Origin of the sequence: Collinsella sp. AM29-10AC (genome assembly GCF_003469085.1) — a bacterium.
In the GTDB taxonomy this organism is placed as follows: domain Bacteria; phylum Actinomycetota; class Coriobacteriia; order Coriobacteriales; family Coriobacteriaceae; genus Collinsella.
Genome location: NZ_QSKB01000004.1, coordinates 20,371 through 36,735 on the forward strand (window position 1 = coordinate 20,371; position 16,365 = coordinate 36,735).

Consider the following 16,365-nt stretch of genomic DNA (forward strand, 5'->3'; position numbering starts at 1 on the left):
CCTCATCTTTCCTGTTTCTCGATGTAGTTTTGCTTAATGACATGCGTCGCCCGTTCGTAGTCGCTGGCAACGTAAGCAGCGTACAGGGCATCGACAACCATAAGCTGGGCCATACGCGAAGCCATGGCACCGCTGCGGACCAAGGGTTCACTCGCAGCGACGCCGAGCACGGCATCGGCCACGGTGGCAAGCTTGGATGATCCATCTACTTTGGTAACGGCCACAACGGGACAGTTGTGACGTTGAGCCTCGGCGGTGCAGTCCAGCACCTCTTGCGTCAAGCCCGAGTAGCTAAAGGCGATTGCCATATCGCCCTCATGCATGTTCTTGGCACACAAGAGCTGATCATGCCAGTCGTCGTACAGATGGCACTCCTTGTCGACACGCATGAGCTTTTGCGCCAGATCGTGCGCGACCAAACGAGAGGCACCGATACCGAACAGATTGACCGCGCGTGCCCGCTTAAGATAGGCCGCACATCGCTCCAAGACGGTGTAATCGAGCGTTCGCGCCGTCGCTTCGATCGTGCGCACGTTGCTTTTCATCACCTTCCCCACGATACGTTCGACGCTGTCATCCATGGAGATGTCCTCGAGGGCAACGTCTTTCTTGTCACCCAAGAGCGCCAGCTCGGCAATCAGTTCGCGCTGGAACTCCTTGTAGCCCGCAAAACCCAAGCGCTTGCAAAAGCGCAAAATGCTCGAAGGCGAGGAGAACGTGGCATCGGCAAGACCGCGGACGGACAGCCCGACCACCTCGTGCGGATGAGCGCTTACATATGCGATGACATTGCGTTCCGCCGGGCTCGCGCTGAGCTCACGCTCGCGAAGCCGCAAAAGCAATCCGTTTGCCATCTCAAACACCTCCGTTGAGAAGAATTAAAGACCAACGAACGATTCGTACCGGATACAAACAGCTTTTACGGTACATTGTGCCGCATCGTGGCGCACAAAGGGCGAGCGTTCTACCGCTCGCCCCTCAAATCCGACCGCTCGGAAATACGCGCGACACAAAATAATTCAACAAGGTCGCATTATCAGAAACGGGTTTGTTACCGGCTAGCGCCTCGCATGGGCGCCAATCGGACGTGCCGCAAACCCCTACCCCGCCTCGCGCATCCAGCGATCGAACGTCCCCACGCACACGCCCAGGCACTTTGCTGCCTGGCTGCGGGTAATATCGCCTGCCTCATAGCTATCGCGTACCAGCTCAAACTGAGGAGGGCACGGCTTGCGAGGTCGACCGAAACGGACCCCTCGCGCCCGCGCCGCTGCAATTCCCTCCGCCTGGCGCCGATGGATATTCTCGCGCTCCACCTGCGCCACGTAGCTCAGCAGTTGCAGCACAATATCGGCAATCAGGGTGTTGGTCACATCCGGCGTGCCGCTGGCCCTGGCGCGCGTGTCAAGCAATGGCATGTCCAACACCACAATGGCAACCCCGAGCTCCTTGGTAATGCGTCGCCATTCCTCAAGAATCTCGGAGTAATTACGACCAAGTCGGTCGATAGAAAGCACCACTAGCACGTCCCCGTCTCCCAGGACGTGCAGCAGCTCGCGATAACGCGGTCGATCGAAGTCCTTGCCGCTCGCATGGTCGGCATAAATATTCGCCGAGCCCACGCCATAGGCGCCCAGCGCATCCAGCTGCCGATTAAGATTCTGATCGCGCGAACTCACCCGCGCATAACCATACACCGTCGCCATCTCATCCCCGCTTTCTTGTAAACCTGCCAAAAAGGGACAGGTTTATTTTGGTAGGTTTTACCTCTCCAATAGCAGGCAAGCAGGCGGCCGAGCAGACGGCAAGATAGCCACGATTCAAATGCGAAGGGCGGTCCCGAAAGGCCGCTCTCCGCCCCCACACCATGAGTCGGAATTTGGCTAATGGATAAGCTTAAAGTCCAAGTGCCCGCGCGTGGTATTGACGCGTGAGACCTCGATGATCACACGCTGCCCCAGTTCATAGCGGGTCCCCGTGTCGACACCTGTGAGCGTGAGCGCGTCCTCGTCAAACTCGAACCACTCGTTGCCCAGGCTCTTGATCGAAACCAAGCCTTCGACCTGTGTCAGGTCCAAGCGTACGAACAGGCCCATACTGCTGACCCATGAGACCGTTCCGGCATAGCGCTCGCCCAGGCGATCCTCATAGTACTGGGCAATCTTAATCTTTTGCGTCGCATGGCTGGCGGCATCGGCCGCACGCTCCGCATCGCTGCACGCACGGCAAATCTGCGGCAGAATGCGCGGCAGCGACTCGCGACCTTTGCCGATGAGCCGCGGCGTGCGCACCAAGGCGTCCTTGCCGCCGAGCTGCTCATAGGCCAACTGCAGTTTGAGCACGCGGTGCACCACCAGATCGGGATAGCGACGGATGGGACTCGTAAAGTGACAGTAGCACGACGCGGCGAGCGCAAAGTGGCCCTCGTTGCGCGGCTTGTACAGCGCACGCTGCATGCTGCGCAGAAGCAGCGTGTTGACGAGCGGTGCGCTTGCCGTACCGGCGGCAGCATCAACTGCAGCCTGCAGCTCATCGGGACTCCCCAGGGCAATACCGGCAGCACGGCGATCGTCGATGATGCCCAGCTGCGCCAGCGCAACGGCGGCACCGTGCAGGCTATCGGGGCTCGGATCCTCATGCACGCGATAGCAGGCCTCGATATCACGGTCTGCCAGCCACTCTGCAACGCACTCGTTGGCGAGCAGCATGGCTTCCTCGATAAGCGACGTGGCACACGAACGCTCACGCGCCACAATCTGCACGGGTACTCCGTCCTCGTCCAATAGAGCGCGAATCTCGGCCGTGTCAAAATCGACTGAGCCGCGGACGCGACGAATACGACGGCGAAGTTCGGCGAGTTCGTTGGCGGCGACAAGGAAATCGCCGAGGTCGACGTTATAGCCGCGAGCAGTTTCCTCGCACGCAAGACCGCGCTCAAGCGCCTCCTCGCGCGAGGCCTCAGCAGCCGCAACATCCTCAGCGGCGCCTTCCAGCACCGAATACTCAACCGCGTCGGCACGCACCAGCAGCGCCTCGGCGCCGTCATAGTCCATACGCACGCGCGAGCGAATCACGCTGGGGTACGGATCGTAATGCCGCACGCGACCCTGCTCATCGAGCTCGATATCGACGGTAAACGCAAGACGGTCCTCGTCAGGGCGAAGCGAGCACAGGTCATTGGACAGGCGTTCGGGCAGCATGGGAAGCACACGATCGGCCAGATACACCGATGTCGTACGATGGCGAGCCTCAAGATCGATATGCCCGTCCCAAGCCACATAGTGTGAAACGTCGGCGATATGCACACCCAGCTTGTAGCCACCCTCGGGCGTACGCTCCAGCGAAATGGCATCGTCAAAGTCGCGCGCGTCGACCGGGTCGATCGTGATGACAAAGCGGTCGCGCAGATCGCGGCGGAGCGGGTCCTTAAGCGCCGCGGACACATCGAGCGAAAGCCCCTCGGCCTCGTCCAGCGCGGCCTCGGGATAGCTATCGGTATAGCCGTAACGCGCCATCACGTATTGAACGCCCAAATCGGGCGCGTCATCTCCGCCAATGCGGCGTTCGATCGTCACGGTGCCCGATTCCAGGCGCGTCGGGTAGGTCAAAATGCGCGCGACAACGGCATCACCCGGGTGGACGCCCAGACGATCCGCCGAGGTATCCTCGGGCAGAATGAAGAAGTCGGCCTTCAGGCGCGAATCGAGCGGCTCGATCACACCGAGCGGACCAGCGGTCTGGTACGTACCCACCACGCTTATGGCTGCGCGCTCAACCACGCCTTCGATCACGGCGCGCCGCTCACCGTGCGGGCTGTTCTTAATGCTCACGGCAACGGTATCGCCATCCATGATCTCGCGCTTACCGCGGCCCATAACCTTGTAGTCGCCGCTCTCGGTTATGACATAGGCGCCATGCTCATGGAGCTGCACGCGCCCGGTCAGGCTCGGACGGCGTTCGCTGCGCACCGGCCCACGCTTATTGCGAGCACCGCGCTTATGCTTGTTATTGCGCCCCATGGCGCCTCCTTGCTATCGATGACGAACTCCAAAGAGTCTACCCAAATGATTCGCTTTCCTGCCGTCCCCTAGAGATCAAAAAACGGGCCGCCCCATAAGAGACGACCCGTTGGAAGGGATGAATTCCAGACATGCCTACACGCGCAGGTAGCGGCGCATGGCTATGGCAGAACCAAAGAGACCGATAATCACGCCGACCAGAATCAGCGCAGCATAGGTCACCAGGTAGTACTGCATCGGCAGGGCAAACGACATCCAGCCGATGCTCTCCTGCAAACGCGGAATCATCAGATTGCGCAGCAGCTCCAGAACGCCGATGGAAAGCAGCGAGCCCAAAATGGCCTGCAGTACGCCCTCGGTGATAAACGGACCACGAATGAAGCCGTTGCTGGCGCCGACCAGACGCATAATCGCAATCTCACGACGACGCGCCGTGATGGACAGGCGAATCGTGTTGTTGATGAAGATGAATGCGATAAAGGTCAGAAGGCCAACGAGCACCACGGCGGCGATGCGAATGTAGTTGGTCACCTGGAACAGGCGGCTCACTTCCTCCTGGCCATACAGTACGCTCGCGTTGACGTCGCCGTCGTCCGCGATCTTTTGGAAGTCGGCATTCTTCTTGAGCTTCTTGGCCGTGCTCTCGACCTGAGACGGATCGTCCATCTCAATCGCAAACGAAGCCGGCAGCGGGTTCTGGCCATCGAGCGCGCTCATGGTGGCGTCGGCGTTGCCCGACATCTTGCTCGTATACTCGGCCAGCGCGTCGTCCTTGTCCTTATAGGTCACGGACTTGACGTTATTCCATGTCTTAAGCTCGGCCTCAAAAGCCTGAACATCAGCCTGATCGGCGTCATCGCTAATGAACGCGTTGATGACAACCTGATCCTCGACGGTGCCGATCACGGAGTTCAGCATCGCGGAGCCCATGATGAACAGGCCGATGATAAACAGCGAAAGGAAGATCGTGATGACGGCGCCGAGCGAGGTAGTCCAGTTACGGAAGAAGTGGCTGATTGCCTCTTTGAAGGAGTAGCCCACGTTAGTTGGTGCCATAGTTGCCGTAACCTCCCCTCTCCTGGTCGCGGATAACGTGGCCGCCCTCGAGGGCGATCACGCGACGGTGCATGCTATCGACCATCTCGCGGTCGTGCGTGGCGACGATCACGGTGGTGCCGGTGCGGTTAATACGCTCGAGCAGCTTCATGATGCCCAGCGAGATCGCCGGGTCGAGGTTACCCGTGGGCTCGTCGCAGATCAGCAGCGGCGGACGGTTGACCATAGCGCGGGCGACGGCAACGCGCTGCTGCTCGCCACCGGAAAGCTGGTCGGGCAGCGAGTCCATCTGATCGGCCAGACCGACCAGACGCAGCACCTCGGGCACCTGGCTGCGAATGACGCCCTTGGGCTTGCCGATGCACTGCAGGGCAAACGCCACGTTTTCGTAGGCGGTCTTTTGCGGCAGAAGCTTAAAGTCCTGGAACACAGCGCCAATCTGGCGGCGCAGGAACGGAACCTTGCGGTTCTTGATCTTCATGAGGTCCTGACCGGCAACCAGGATGCGACCGCTCGTCGGCTTGACGTCGCGGTTGAGCGTCGACAGCAGCGTGGTCTTACCCGAGCCGGAGTGACCGACCAGGAAGACGAACTCGCCCGGATAGATCTCGATGTTGATGTCGTCGAGTGCAGGCTTGTTGGGCTGTGCCGGATAGATCTTGGTGACATGCTCCATAAGGATGACGGGCTCGACACCGGCCTGCTTGGCCATCTTCTTGCGGCTGGCCTGCGGATCGATGGGCGCAAACACCGACGTAAAATCGGGGTTGTTGAGCGCGTTATCGAGGCTTGCGACCTCGGCTGCCTGATCGCTCTCGACCACCGGGGCAGCAGGCTGCGTGGGATCGGGAATAGCGGCAAAGAGACCGGACTGCGCAGGCTGAGGAACCGGCGTCGCGGGGGCCATGGGGTCGGGAATGCCGGCCATGGTAGGCTGCGGCGTGGCGGCGCCAGCCTGAGGCTGCTCCACGCGAGCGGTCACGGCCTGAACGGGCTCAAAACCCGCCGTGCCGGAAAGCGCGACATCGCTGGTGGGATTGTAGGCAAAGGGATCGGATGCCGGCTGTGCCTGATCTGCCGGCTGAGTGGGGGCCTGAGCAACAGGCTGGCCCTCTGAATCCGGAGTGGCGAAACGACTGCCCTGGACGCCTGTCTGCGTCTTGGGGGCATCATCGCCCGCACCGGAGGTACGGAAGTGGTTACCCACTGGTGCTCCTTATCGTCGTGCGTTTAAACTACATGAGCGCTTTGTATTTTAGCAGCATTAGCTTTACTGCACATAAGAAGCATGGCGGGGTTTGGGTCTCACCGGCCGGGCGCAGGGTTACCTCCCAAATCGTCCTCGCGCATGGCCGGCATTTGTCCTGCTCCTGCGGAGCTGCGGACAAACGCCGGCCTGCGCTGCGGAAAGATTTGGGAGGTAACCCTGCGCCCGGCCTGCGGCTACTATGGGGCCGACGCACCAACTTGAGATGCTGCGCATACAAAGTTGGAAGGGTCTGAATTGCACTTTGTTGGGATGGGCCCGTTTCCCCATGGGAACTTCGCTTGGCAGGACTCTAATTTAAATTCAGCATAAACAGGGGCGCCCTCTTTGAGGACGCCCCTGTTCTGGCTTGTTTGCGGTTGTCGACGCGATACTTTGCCTCGTCTTGCCTTATGCCAAGAACTCCTTGGTGGTCGCCACGATGTTGGCGGCGTCCAGGCCGTACTTGTGCAGGAGCTCGGCACCCGGGCCGGACTCGCCGAAGGTGTCGTTGACACCGATCTTCTTGAGCGGCGTCGGGCACTGCTCACACAGGACGTCGGCAACGGCGCTGCCCAGGCCACCGATCACAGAGTGCTCCTCGACGGTCACGACGTGGCCGGTCTTGGTGGCGCTCTTGACGATCAGGTCGGCATCGATGGGCTTGATGGTGTGCATGTTGATGACCTCGGCGTCGATGCCCTCGGCAGCGAGCTGCTCGGCGGCCTCGAGAGCCTCGCCGACCATCAGGCCGCAGGCGATGATGGTCACATCGGCGCCCTCGCGCATGACAATGCCCTTACCCAACTCGAACTTGTAGGTCTCGGGGTCGTTAATAACCGGCGAGGCCAGACGGGCGAAGCGCATGTACACCGGACCGTCGCACTCGTAGGCGGCGCGCGTCACGGCGCGGGCCTCGACGTCGTCGGCAGGAACGATAACGGTCATGCCGGGGATGACGCGCATCAGGGCGATATCCTCGCAGCACTGGTGTGTGGCACCGTCCTCGCCCACCGAGATACCGGCGTGCGTGGCACCGATCTTAACGTTGAGGTGCGGGTAGCCGATGGAGTTACGGACCTGCTCAAAGGCGCGGCCGGCGGCGAACATGGCAAAGGTGCTCGCGAAGGCAACGCGACCGGTGGTTGCGATACCGGCGGCAACACCCATCAGGTTGCTCTCGGCGATACCCACATCGAAGAAACGGTCGGGGCAGGCGGCCTTAAACTTACCGGTCTGCGTGGCGGCGGCCAGATCGGCGTCGAGGACCACAAAGTCATCGTGCTCGTTGGCGAGCTCGACGAGGGCCTCGCCGTAGCTTACGCGCGTGGCGATTTTCTTGACGTCTGCCATCCTAGAGCTCCTCTCCGGCGGCCGTGAGCTCTGCCATGGCCTGCTCAAACTGTTCATCATTGGGGGCCTTGCCGTGCCAACCAACCTGGTTCTCCATAAAGGACACGCCCTTGCCCTTTGTGGTCTCGGCGATAATGACGGTCGGCTGGCCCTTGGTAGCGCGAGCCTCGGCAAAGGCGGCGCGAATCTGATCGAAATCGTTGCCGTCGGCAAGCTCCACCACGTGGAACTTAAAGGCGCGGAACTTGTCGGCGAGCGGCATGGGGTCGTTGACCTCCTCGACGGGACCGTCGATCTGCAGGCCGTTGTGGTCGACGATCACACAGAGGTTGTCGAGCTGCTGGTTGCCGGCAAACATGGCGGCCTCCCAGACCTGGCCCTCCTCGCTCTCGCCATCGCCCAGCAGGGCGTACGTGCGATAAGTATCGCCCCAGTGCTTGGCGGCAACGGCCATACCCACGGCGGCGGAGATGCCCTGGCCGAGCGAACCGGTGGACATGTCAACGCCCGGAGTGTCGTTCATGTTGGGATGGCCCTGCAGGTGGCTGCCGATGTGGCGCAGCGTCTCAAGATCCTCCTTGGGGAAGAACCCACGCTCGGCGAGCACGGCGTACAGACCAGGCGCGCAGTGACCCTTGGAAAGCACGAAGCGATCGCGGTCGGCCTTGCGGGGATCGGCCGGGTCGACGTTCATTTCCTCAAAGTACAGATAGGTCATGATGTCGGCAGCGCCGAGCGAACCGCCCGGATGGCCGGACTTGGCAGCGTGCACGCCGGTGACGATGCCCTTCCTTACCTCGTTGGCAACCTTTTTGAGCTCTTCGTCGCTCATTGTGCCTTCCTTTCATCCTCTTTAGACAAAATGCGCACGGCACCGAAGGTAATCCCAACACAGCCGCAATGCACGTACGTCATTCATTATGCTGGAAACTGATGGCTTTACCAGAGTTTTTATCATTATTTGAACAATTTAGCAGGCAGAACCGCTGATGAAACGGTTTATCAATGTGAACGTCTTTTGGATGGGACGCGGTCGGCCCTACGCGCTAATGTCCTTGAATCCCTCGCCGAAAGCTTCCGTAACGTCGGCGACCGTCACAATGGCGTGAGGATCGCGCTCGCGCACGATCGTCTTGAGGGTATTGAGCTCTCGACGGTTCACGATGACCATGATCACCGGCTTCTCGGCACCCGAATACATGCCAGTCGCCTTAAACTTGGTACAACCACGACCCAGGCCATACATGATGTCGGCCGCAATATCGGGAAACTTGTCCGAGATGATGAGTACCATACGGCGCCTGTTGCCGCCGTCGACCACGGCATCGATCACGTAGCCGCTAATGACCATCGAAAGGCCCGCATACAGCGCGTTTTCGACCGAGAAGACCGGGGCCGACAGCGCGCACACGGCAACGTCGATCGCCATGACGGTGGAGCCCACCGGTAGTGACGTATTGCGCGAGATAATCTGACCGATGGTGTCAGAGCCGCCAGTGTTGGCACCGGCGCGTAGCACCATGCCGTAGCCAATGCCCGTGATAATGCCGCCCCACATAGCGGGCAGCATCAGGTCGGCATGTGCCAGCGGCGCCACAAACGGAGCGAACAGGTCGGTGAAGAAGCCCAGCAGCACAAAGCCCGTCGCCGTCTGGACCACGTAGAACATGCCCCCCTCGCGCATAACGACCAGCAGCAGCAAGGCATTCATCACGATGGTTTGAATACCGACAGGCAGCGAGATGCCATGCGAGGCGCCGACCGCCTGGATAATCGTGGCAAGACCCGTAACGCCGCCGGCAGCAAGACCGTTGGGAATCAAAAACAGATCCGTCGCGATAGCTGCCAGGGCGCAGCCAAACATGATCTTGGGCAAGTCATGAAAGAAGTTCAGCGAAAGAATGCGCTTGATGTCCAGACGATATGCCATGCTGCCTCCCTCAAAAAAGCGCACCCAAACGAGTGCGCTTTGAACTTCTTACTGTATTCGATTCTACCGATTCACCGAGCAAATACCACCCCCTGCGAAGTGTTTGCATCGACCCGGAGCCAACCATGTGCCTAGGCGTCCGAGCCTTCCGCACCGGCGTTGCCGGTAGCCCAACGGTGATAGCCAATTACAAACGGATCCAGATCGCCATCGTCAAGAACGGCCTCGACATTGCTGGTCTCAACGCCCGTGCGTAGGTCCTTAACCATCTGATACGGGTAGAGCACGTAGCTGCGGATCTGGTTGCCAAAACCAATCGTGGTTTTGGGTCCGCGAATCTCATCCAGGGCCTCGGCGCGCTTCTCGAGCTCAATCTCGTACAGGCGAGCCTTGAGGATCTGCATGCACGCGGCCTTGTTCTGGATCTGGCTGCGCTCGTTTTGGCAGGTGACCACAATGCCGCTGGGGAAATGCGTCACGCGCACGGCGGAGTCGGTGGTGTTAACGCCCTGACCGCCCGGGCCGCTCGCGTGGTACACGTCCACGCGGATGTCATCGGGGCTGATCTCGATATCGATATCATCGGGTAGCACGGGGATGACCTCGACGCCGGCAAACGTGGTCTGGCGGCGCTTCTTGTCGTCGGTGGGGCTAATGCGAACCAAGCGGTGGACGCCGGCCTCGGCGCGCAGCATGCCAAATGCGTCCTTGCCCTCGACGGTAAAGGTCGCGCGGTCGATGCCGATGACCTCAGCGGCGGGGCAGTCGTTAATCGTGACCTTCCAGCCGCGACGCTGGCAGTACTTCATGTACATCTTAAATAGCATGAAGGTCCAGTCCTGGGCCTCCAGACCACCCTGTCCGGGCTTGATGGTCACAATCGCGTCGCCGTGATCGAACTCACCGGTAAACCAGCTCGAAAGCTCAAGCTCATCGATGGCACGGGCCAGGCGCTCAGCCGTGGCTGTAGCCTCCTCGCGAAGGGCGGCGGCATCGGGGTCATCCCCCATCTCCTCGGCAAGCTCCAGCGCGGCGCGGGCATCGGAAAGCTCGCCGCGCGCGTTGTCCACGGCAGCGATATCTTCCTTGGTGCGCGCGATTTCCTCCATGGTGGCACGGGCGGCGTCGGCGTCATCCCAAAAGCCGGGGGCCACGCTTTTGGCCTCGAGCTCGGTCACGCGCGTGCGCTTTTCGTCCAAGTGGAGATACGACTCGACCTCGCCGAGCCGGTCCGCAAACGCGTCCAGCTCGGCGGGCGTTACCTCTAAAGCCTCAGCCATTAACGATTCCTGCCGTGGCAGTACTTAAACTTCTTGCCGCTACCGCAGGGGCACGGGTCGTTGCGGCCCACGTTGACGTACGGATCGTCGCTCTCGGACTTGCGATAGGTGGTCACCTTGCCACCGTTGTTGACGGCAGCCGGACCACCCTGGACAGCCGTGCGGGCCTGCACCTGCGCCTGCTTGCGCAGCACCGAGTCGCCGTTGTCACCATCGACCTCGGCAGGACCGGAGAAGTGCGCACCCTCGAGCGCGGGCTCCTCCTTGTGCTCCACGGCACGCGGGGCAGCCTTGATCTCGATGCGCAGAACCGTGCGCAGGTAATCCTCGTACATGGTGTCGACGAGGATCTGGAACGCGCCGTAGGCCTCGGTCTTGTACTCGACCAGCGGGTCGCGCTGGCCAAAGCCGCGCAGGCCGATGCCGGTCTTGAGATAGTCCATCTCCTGCAGGTAGTTCATCCAGCGGGTATCGATGACGCGCAGCATGACCTGGGTGTTGAGCTCGCGCATCAGGTCCTCGCCCAAGCGCTCGGCCTTCATGTTGTAGCACTTCTCTACGTAAGCCAGGACATCGGCAGCCAGAGCCTCATAATCCTCGTCGGGGAACTTCGGCGTATCGATGTGGCCGGTGAGCTCCACAACCCACTTGCGCAGGCCCTCCAGGTCGCGCTCGCCATCGTGACTGTCCTTGGCGCAGAACTCCTGAACGCAGCGGTACACGGTGTCGTGCATGACCTCGGTGATGTGGTCGGTCAGGTCCTTGCCGTCCAGAATCTTATTGCGCTCAGCGTAGATGACCTGGCGCTGCTTGTTCATGACGTCGTCGTACTCAAGGACGCTCTTGCGCATGGAGAAGTTGATGCTCTCGACCTTGTGCTGGGCGCTCTCGACGGCCTTGGAGATGATCTTGTGCTGGATGGGCATATCGTCGCCCATGTCGGCCGTGACCATCATCTTGGAGACGCGGTCCATCTTGTCGCCACCGAACAGGCGCATGAGGTCGTCCTCGAGCGACAGGTAGAACTGGGTCTCGCCCGGATCGCCCTGACGGCCGGAGCGGCCGCGCAGCTGGTTGTCGATACGACGGGACTCATGGCGCTCGGTGCCGATAACGGTCAGGCCGCCGGCGGCAAGCACGCGCTCGCGCTCGGCCTTGCAGGTCTCCTTGGCCTCGGCGTTAAACTGCTCAAGCTGCTCGGGCGTCACGTCCTCCATGGTCAGGCCCTCGTACTCAAGGCGCTCGCGCACCAGCTCGTCGGGGTTGCCGCCCAGCAGGATGTCGGTACCACGACCGGCCATGTTGGTAGCGATGGTCACGGCGCCGTAGCGTCCGGCCTGGGCAACGATATGAGCCTCGCGCTCGTGGTGCTTGGCGTTGAGGACCTCGTGCGCGATGCCGCGCTTGGTAAGGGCGGCCGACAGCTTCTCGGAGCTCTCGATGGAGACGGTGCCCACCAGGACCGGCTGGCCCTTGGCGTGACGCTGCTCGACATCGTCGGCGACGGCGTTGTACTTGGCCTGAATGGTACGGTACACCAGGTCCTCGTGGTCAACACGCTGAACGGGTTTGTTGGAGGGGATGACCTCGACGGGCAGCTTGTAGATCTCGCGGAACTCGGCATCCTCGGTGAGTGCCGTACCGGTCATGCCGGAGAGCTTGTCATACAGACGGAAGTAGTTCTGCAAGGTGATAGTGGCCAGCGTCTGGTTCTCCTCGCGTACAAGCACGCCCTCTTTGGCCTCGATGGCCTGGTGCAGGCCCTCGGAGTAACGGCGGCCTTCCATAATGCGGCCGGTGAACTCGTCGACGATCTTGACCTCGCCGTTGGTGACCACATACTGCTTGTCGCGGTGGAACATGTACTGGGCCTTCAGCGCCTGCTGCAGGTGGTTGACCAGCTGGCCAGAGAGATCGGCATAGATGTCATCGATACCCAGGCGGCGCTCGATCTTCTTAAGACCGCGCTCGGTGGCAGCGATGGTGTGCTTAGCCTCGTCCATGACGTAGTCGCCCGTGGGTTCAACGTCCTCGGTGGCGGTAAGCATGTCGTGCGACACGTCCTCGCCGCGCTCAAGGCCACGCACGGCACGCGCGAAGTCCTTGTAGGTACTGGCGGACTTGGTGCCAGCGCCCGAGATGATCAGCGGGGTGCGAGCCTCATCGATCAGGATGGAGTCAACCTCGTCGACGATGGCGTAGTTGTGGCCGCGCTGCACGCGCTGCTCGGGACGGGTAACCATGTTGTCGCGCAGGTAATCAAAGCCGAACTCGGAGTTGGTGCCGTAGGTGACGTCTGCCTGGTAGGCCGGACGCTTGAGCTCGAGCGGCATGTTGTTCTGGAGCAGACCGACGGTCATTCCCAGGTACTTGTAGATGCGGCCCATCCACTCGGAGTCGCGCTTGGCCAGGTAATCGTTGACGGTAACGACGTGTACACCCTTGCCGGCAATAGCGTTGAGGTAGCCGGCCAGCGTGGAGACCAGGGTCTTGCCTTCGCCGGTCTTCATCTCGGCGATATGCCCCTCGTGCAGTGCCATGGCGCCAATGAGCTGCACGTCAAAGTGACGCATGCCCGTGATGCGCTTGGAAGCCTCACGCACGGTGGCAAAAGCCTCGGGGAGCATGTCGTCGAGCGACTCGCCGTTGGCGTAACGCTCACGGAACTTATCGGTCTGGGCGCGGAGCTCTTCCTCGGTCATCTTCTCAAACTGGGGCTCAAGACCGTTGATCTGATCGACGATCTTGTAGTAGCGCTTAAGGTCCTTATCGGATCCAAAGGACAGCAGCTTTGACATGAATCCCATGTGGTTTTCCTTTTTGGCCATCGCCCACGCCGTGCAGCTGCGGGCGAGTTAAACACAGATGATTGTACTTTAGCCAAACAAGGCGCGGCCTATACGGTCGACCTCGACCGCCACGTAATAACTATGACCAACCTGCCACAATGGGACAGGTTTATTTTGGCAAGTTTTATCTGAGCAAACGCCGTCTCTCTGCCATTTGGTGCCACGGGAACAGGTTAGCTTGCACCAATAAAAAGAAAAGGGCCGCGCACCCAAATGGATGCACGACCCTTATGCCATGAATGCGAGCGATTCCGCGGCGAGCTATTTACTCAGCAGCCTCGGTGGTCTCGGCCTCGGCAGCGGCCTCCTCGACGGGAGCCTCTGCGGGAGCCTCGGCGGCCTGCTTGGCAGCCTCCTCGGCGAACTTAGCGGCACGCTTAGCCTTCTCGGCAGCCTTAGCCTCAGCGGCGGCCTTGCGAGCGGCCTCGGCCTCAGCAGCCTTGGCGGCCTTGGCAGCCTTGGCCTCCTCAGCCTTCTTGAGCTGGGCGGCAGCGGCGCCACCGAACTTGTCGGCGAAGCGCTGGACGCGTCCACCGGTGTCGACGAACTTCTGCTGGCCGGTGTAGAACGGGTGGCACTCGTTGCAAAGCTCGACCTTCATCTCGGACACGGTTGCGTGCGTCTTGAAGGTGTTGCCGCAGGAGCACGTCACCGTGCACTCGACATACTGGGGATGGATACCCTGCTTCATGGTAGGACTCCTTATTGGTCAGGCGCTGGTTACCGATCAGCGCATAAGGCGTCTTGGTTTCCGACCAAGACAACAAACTCGGCTATGGTACCACGGCGCCGCGTGTCCCACAAAAGGTTCACGGTCTTTTCGGCACAACACGAGCTGGACCTTAAATATCAACTTCATCCGAACACTCCCCCACATTCATCTCTCGTATGTATCGAGGTATTCCTGCTTGAGCGTCTGCGAGGACGACTTGATCTTTTCCACGAGCGTGCCGGCCTCGATGAAGTAGAACGAGTTGGTAAGGTCTGCCAGGTCGTCGAGCAGATGGCTTGAAATGAGCACGCTGCGTCCCCGCGCCACCTCGCTGCGCATCGCGTCGCAGGAGGTTTTCCGCTTTCCCGGATCGAGGCCGTTCAGCGGTTCATCGAGGATGAGGTACGGGCAATCGGTCGCTATCGCCATGGCAAGCTTTACCTGCTGCTTCATTCCTGTCGAGAGTTTACGGGTCGGCTTGTCGAGATATGGGGAGATTCCGAGGGAGTCGCAGAGCGAGTCGATGTCGGCGGCCGATTTCCACGCCTCCCTAACGAAAGCAAGGTGCTCGATGGCCGATAGCGTGGGATAGAGATCCGCGCTGCCCGAAGAGCTCAGGTAGACGAGTTCTGCAAATTCGGCTGATCGACGTTGGCTGATTCCGTCTGCCGCCAGGTTTCCCGAGCGGATGCGGGCGGGAAATTGGCCCGACAGCGCTTCAAGAAGGGTGGTTTTCCCCGAGCCGTTGGGAGCAACGAGGCCCGCCGCCGTTCCCGGGCCCAGGAAAAGCGATCCGATTGAAAGTATCGTCGTGCTCCCGTATCCCACGCTCGCGTCCAGAAGCTCGAGCCCATGGTGCTTTTTAGCGGGTCCAGCCTGTTTGGGCGAACGTGCCGCAACGGCGCCGACCGCAAAAAGGACCGCGACGTATGCCAGGGCCACGGCAAGCATCGATGCGCTGCCTGAACCGGAGCCAATGAATTCTGTCGGGAAGCATCCTACGTAGCCCGTGGCCTCGATAGGCGAGAACACGGCCAGCGGCAGGAGCCCGAGCACGGCATTATGCTCCAGCGCCGAATCGGACAGCAACGGGAATGCCGGGGCCGCGACAAGCAGCGCTGAGGTAAGGGGGCCCGCGAGGACGCGCCTCGTTGCGGTCGATAGGACGGCGGAGCAAACGGATATCAAGGTTCCGCCCGCAAGCAGCGCGAGAAGCAGGGTCGTGAAGACGTTTCCCGCGGTCGTGGTGGCAAGCGCGCCGTCATGGAAGAAGGCGATCGGGTACCCAATTTGCCCGAAGCCGTTTAGGACCAAGGCGTAAATGCCCCCGGGTGCGAGGCCGGCGAGGAGCATCGCGGTCCCCGCGGCGATTATCGAAAACACGATCTGGATAAGGCGCCGGAATTTGGGCGCGGGCGCCTTCGCCGCCAGGGTCGCAGGCCTTGTGGCGCCGAGCACGAGTATCGACGAGAGAAGGAAGGGGATGAAGGGAAGGAAAGACGGCGCCGTGGCAATGGCGTAAGGCAGGAAGGAAAGGAATGGCAGGTCGTTTGCGGAGGCCGGGATATCCGTGATGCCGGAGCTGCTCAGGGCACGGCAATACGCGAGCGCCGCGTCATTGGTCTCTCGGTCTCCCACGATGGACCCGGATTGGAAGCCTTCGCCCATGAGCGCGTAGTAGCTCTCGGCAGAATCGAGAAAGGCGGCGTCGGTTTGAGCGGCAAGGGCGGCGTTCGCGTATCTTGCAAGCTCCGCGTCAGCTTGCTGCTCTGGCGATAGGTCTGTGCCGCTGGCCTGGGGTGCGCGCGTATTGAATGCGTCGACAAAGCCCTGCATGCCCTGCTTCATAAAGAAGGGCCCGTAGATGGGTGAATTGAACGCAATGGGGACGGAAAAGGCTGCAGCGAGAACGAGCGTAGA

The 16,365-nt window shown here is 60.9% G+C and carries 12 protein-coding genes; all 12 read right to left on the reverse strand.

Going from position 1 to position 16,365, the window contains the following annotated elements; all coding sequences use genetic code 11:
* Positions 1 to 2 precede the first annotated feature (2 nt).
* Complete coding sequence (locus DW754_RS02195; RefSeq protein WP_117655743.1) at positions 3 to 854, reverse strand: MurR/RpiR family transcriptional regulator; 852 nt, start codon at positions 852 to 854, stop codon at positions 3 to 5.
* 246 nt (positions 855 to 1,100) lie between these two features.
* Entirely contained in the window at positions 1,101 to 1,706 is a 606-nt protein-coding gene (locus tag DW754_RS02200) for a recombinase family protein (protein WP_089572227.1), read from the reverse strand.
* A 177-nt stretch (positions 1,707 to 1,883) separates the two neighbouring features.
* Positions 1,884 to 4,019 carry a ribonuclease R family protein gene (locus DW754_RS02205; RefSeq protein ID WP_117759471.1) on the reverse strand — a complete coding sequence of 712 codons (2,136 nt, stop codon included), beginning with the start codon at positions 4,017 to 4,019 and terminating at the stop codon, positions 1,884 to 1,886.
* A 135-nt stretch (positions 4,020 to 4,154) separates the two neighbouring features.
* Complete coding sequence (gene ftsX, locus DW754_RS02210) at positions 4,155 to 5,075, reverse strand: permease-like cell division protein FtsX (RefSeq protein WP_035137414.1); 921 nt, start codon at positions 5,073 to 5,075, stop codon at positions 4,155 to 4,157.
* Positions 5,062 to 6,282 (reverse strand): cell division ATP-binding protein FtsE, encoded by a 1,221-nt coding sequence (gene ftsE, locus DW754_RS02215; RefSeq protein WP_117759469.1) that lies wholly within the window; start codon positions 6,280 to 6,282, stop codon positions 5,062 to 5,064. The genes ftsX and ftsE overlap by 14 nt, the downstream gene beginning before the upstream one ends.
* A gap of 450 nt (positions 6,283 to 6,732) precedes the next feature.
* A complete protein-coding gene (locus DW754_RS02220) occupies positions 6,733 to 7,674 on the reverse strand; it encodes a transketolase family protein (RefSeq protein WP_006235309.1) in 942 nt (313 codons plus the stop codon).
* Position 7,675: 1 nt separating this feature from the next.
* The gene (locus tag DW754_RS02225; protein ID WP_117759468.1) at positions 7,676 to 8,506 is read right to left on the reverse strand and encodes a transketolase; all 831 of its coding nucleotides are present in this window, start codon (positions 8,504 to 8,506) and stop codon (positions 7,676 to 7,678) included.
* A 207-nt stretch (positions 8,507 to 8,713) separates the two neighbouring features.
* The gene (locus tag DW754_RS02230) at positions 8,714 to 9,604 is read right to left on the reverse strand and encodes a YitT family protein (RefSeq protein WP_117759466.1); all 891 of its coding nucleotides are present in this window, start codon (positions 9,602 to 9,604) and stop codon (positions 8,714 to 8,716) included.
* A gap of 131 nt (positions 9,605 to 9,735) precedes the next feature.
* Positions 9,736 to 10,884: a peptide chain release factor 2 gene (gene prfB / locus DW754_RS02235; RefSeq protein WP_117759464.1), complete on the reverse strand. Its 1,149-nt coding sequence runs from the start codon at positions 10,882 to 10,884 to the stop codon at positions 9,736 to 9,738.
* On the reverse strand, positions 10,884 to 13,691 hold the full coding sequence (gene secA / locus DW754_RS02240; protein WP_117759462.1) for a preprotein translocase subunit SecA: 2,808 nt from the start codon (positions 13,689 to 13,691) through the stop codon (positions 10,884 to 10,886). The genes prfB and secA overlap by 1 nt, the downstream gene beginning before the upstream one ends.
* A gap of 307 nt (positions 13,692 to 13,998) precedes the next feature.
* Complete coding sequence (gene rpmE, locus DW754_RS02245) at positions 13,999 to 14,424, reverse strand: 50S ribosomal protein L31 (protein WP_006235303.1); 426 nt, start codon at positions 14,422 to 14,424, stop codon at positions 13,999 to 14,001.
* A 186-nt stretch (positions 14,425 to 14,610) separates the two neighbouring features.
* The coding region (locus DW754_RS02250; RefSeq protein WP_233540191.1) for an ABC transporter ATP-binding protein at positions 14,611 to 16,365 on the reverse strand (1,755 nt) is incomplete at its 5' end.

Excerpts from the sequence above, each read along its gene's own strand:
- secA (WP_117759462.1), bottom strand. The coding sequence starts at position 13,691 with ATGGGATTCATGTCAAAGCTGCTGTCCTTTGGATCCGATAAGGACCTT.
- DW754_RS02220 (WP_006235309.1), bottom strand. The coding sequence starts at position 7,674 with ATGGCAGACGTCAAGAAAATCGCCACGCGCGTAAGCTACGGCGAGGCC.
- DW754_RS02230 (WP_117759466.1), bottom strand. The coding sequence starts at position 9,604 with ATGGCATATCGTCTGGACATCAAGCGCATTCTTTCGCTGAACTTCTTT.
- rpmE (WP_006235303.1), bottom strand. The coding sequence starts at position 14,424 with ATGAAGCAGGGTATCCATCCCCAGTATGTCGAGTGCACGGTGACGTGC.
- DW754_RS02205 (WP_117759471.1), bottom strand. The coding sequence starts at position 4,019 with ATGGGGCGCAATAACAAGCATAAGCGCGGTGCTCGCAATAAGCGTGGG.
- ftsX (WP_035137414.1), bottom strand. The coding sequence starts at position 5,075 with ATGGCACCAACTAACGTGGGCTACTCCTTCAAAGAGGCAATCAGCCAC.
- prfB (WP_117759464.1), bottom strand. The coding sequence starts at position 10,884 with ATGGCTGAGGCTTTAGAGGTAACGCCCGCCGAGCTGGACGCGTTTGCG.
- DW754_RS02225 (WP_117759468.1), bottom strand. The coding sequence starts at position 8,506 with ATGAGCGACGAAGAGCTCAAAAAGGTTGCCAACGAGGTAAGGAAGGGC.
- DW754_RS02195 (WP_117655743.1), bottom strand. The coding sequence starts at position 854 with ATGGCAAACGGATTGCTTTTGCGGCTTCGCGAGCGTGAGCTCAGCGCG.
- DW754_RS02200 (WP_089572227.1), bottom strand. The coding sequence starts at position 1,706 with ATGGCGACGGTGTATGGTTATGCGCGGGTGAGTTCGCGCGATCAGAAT.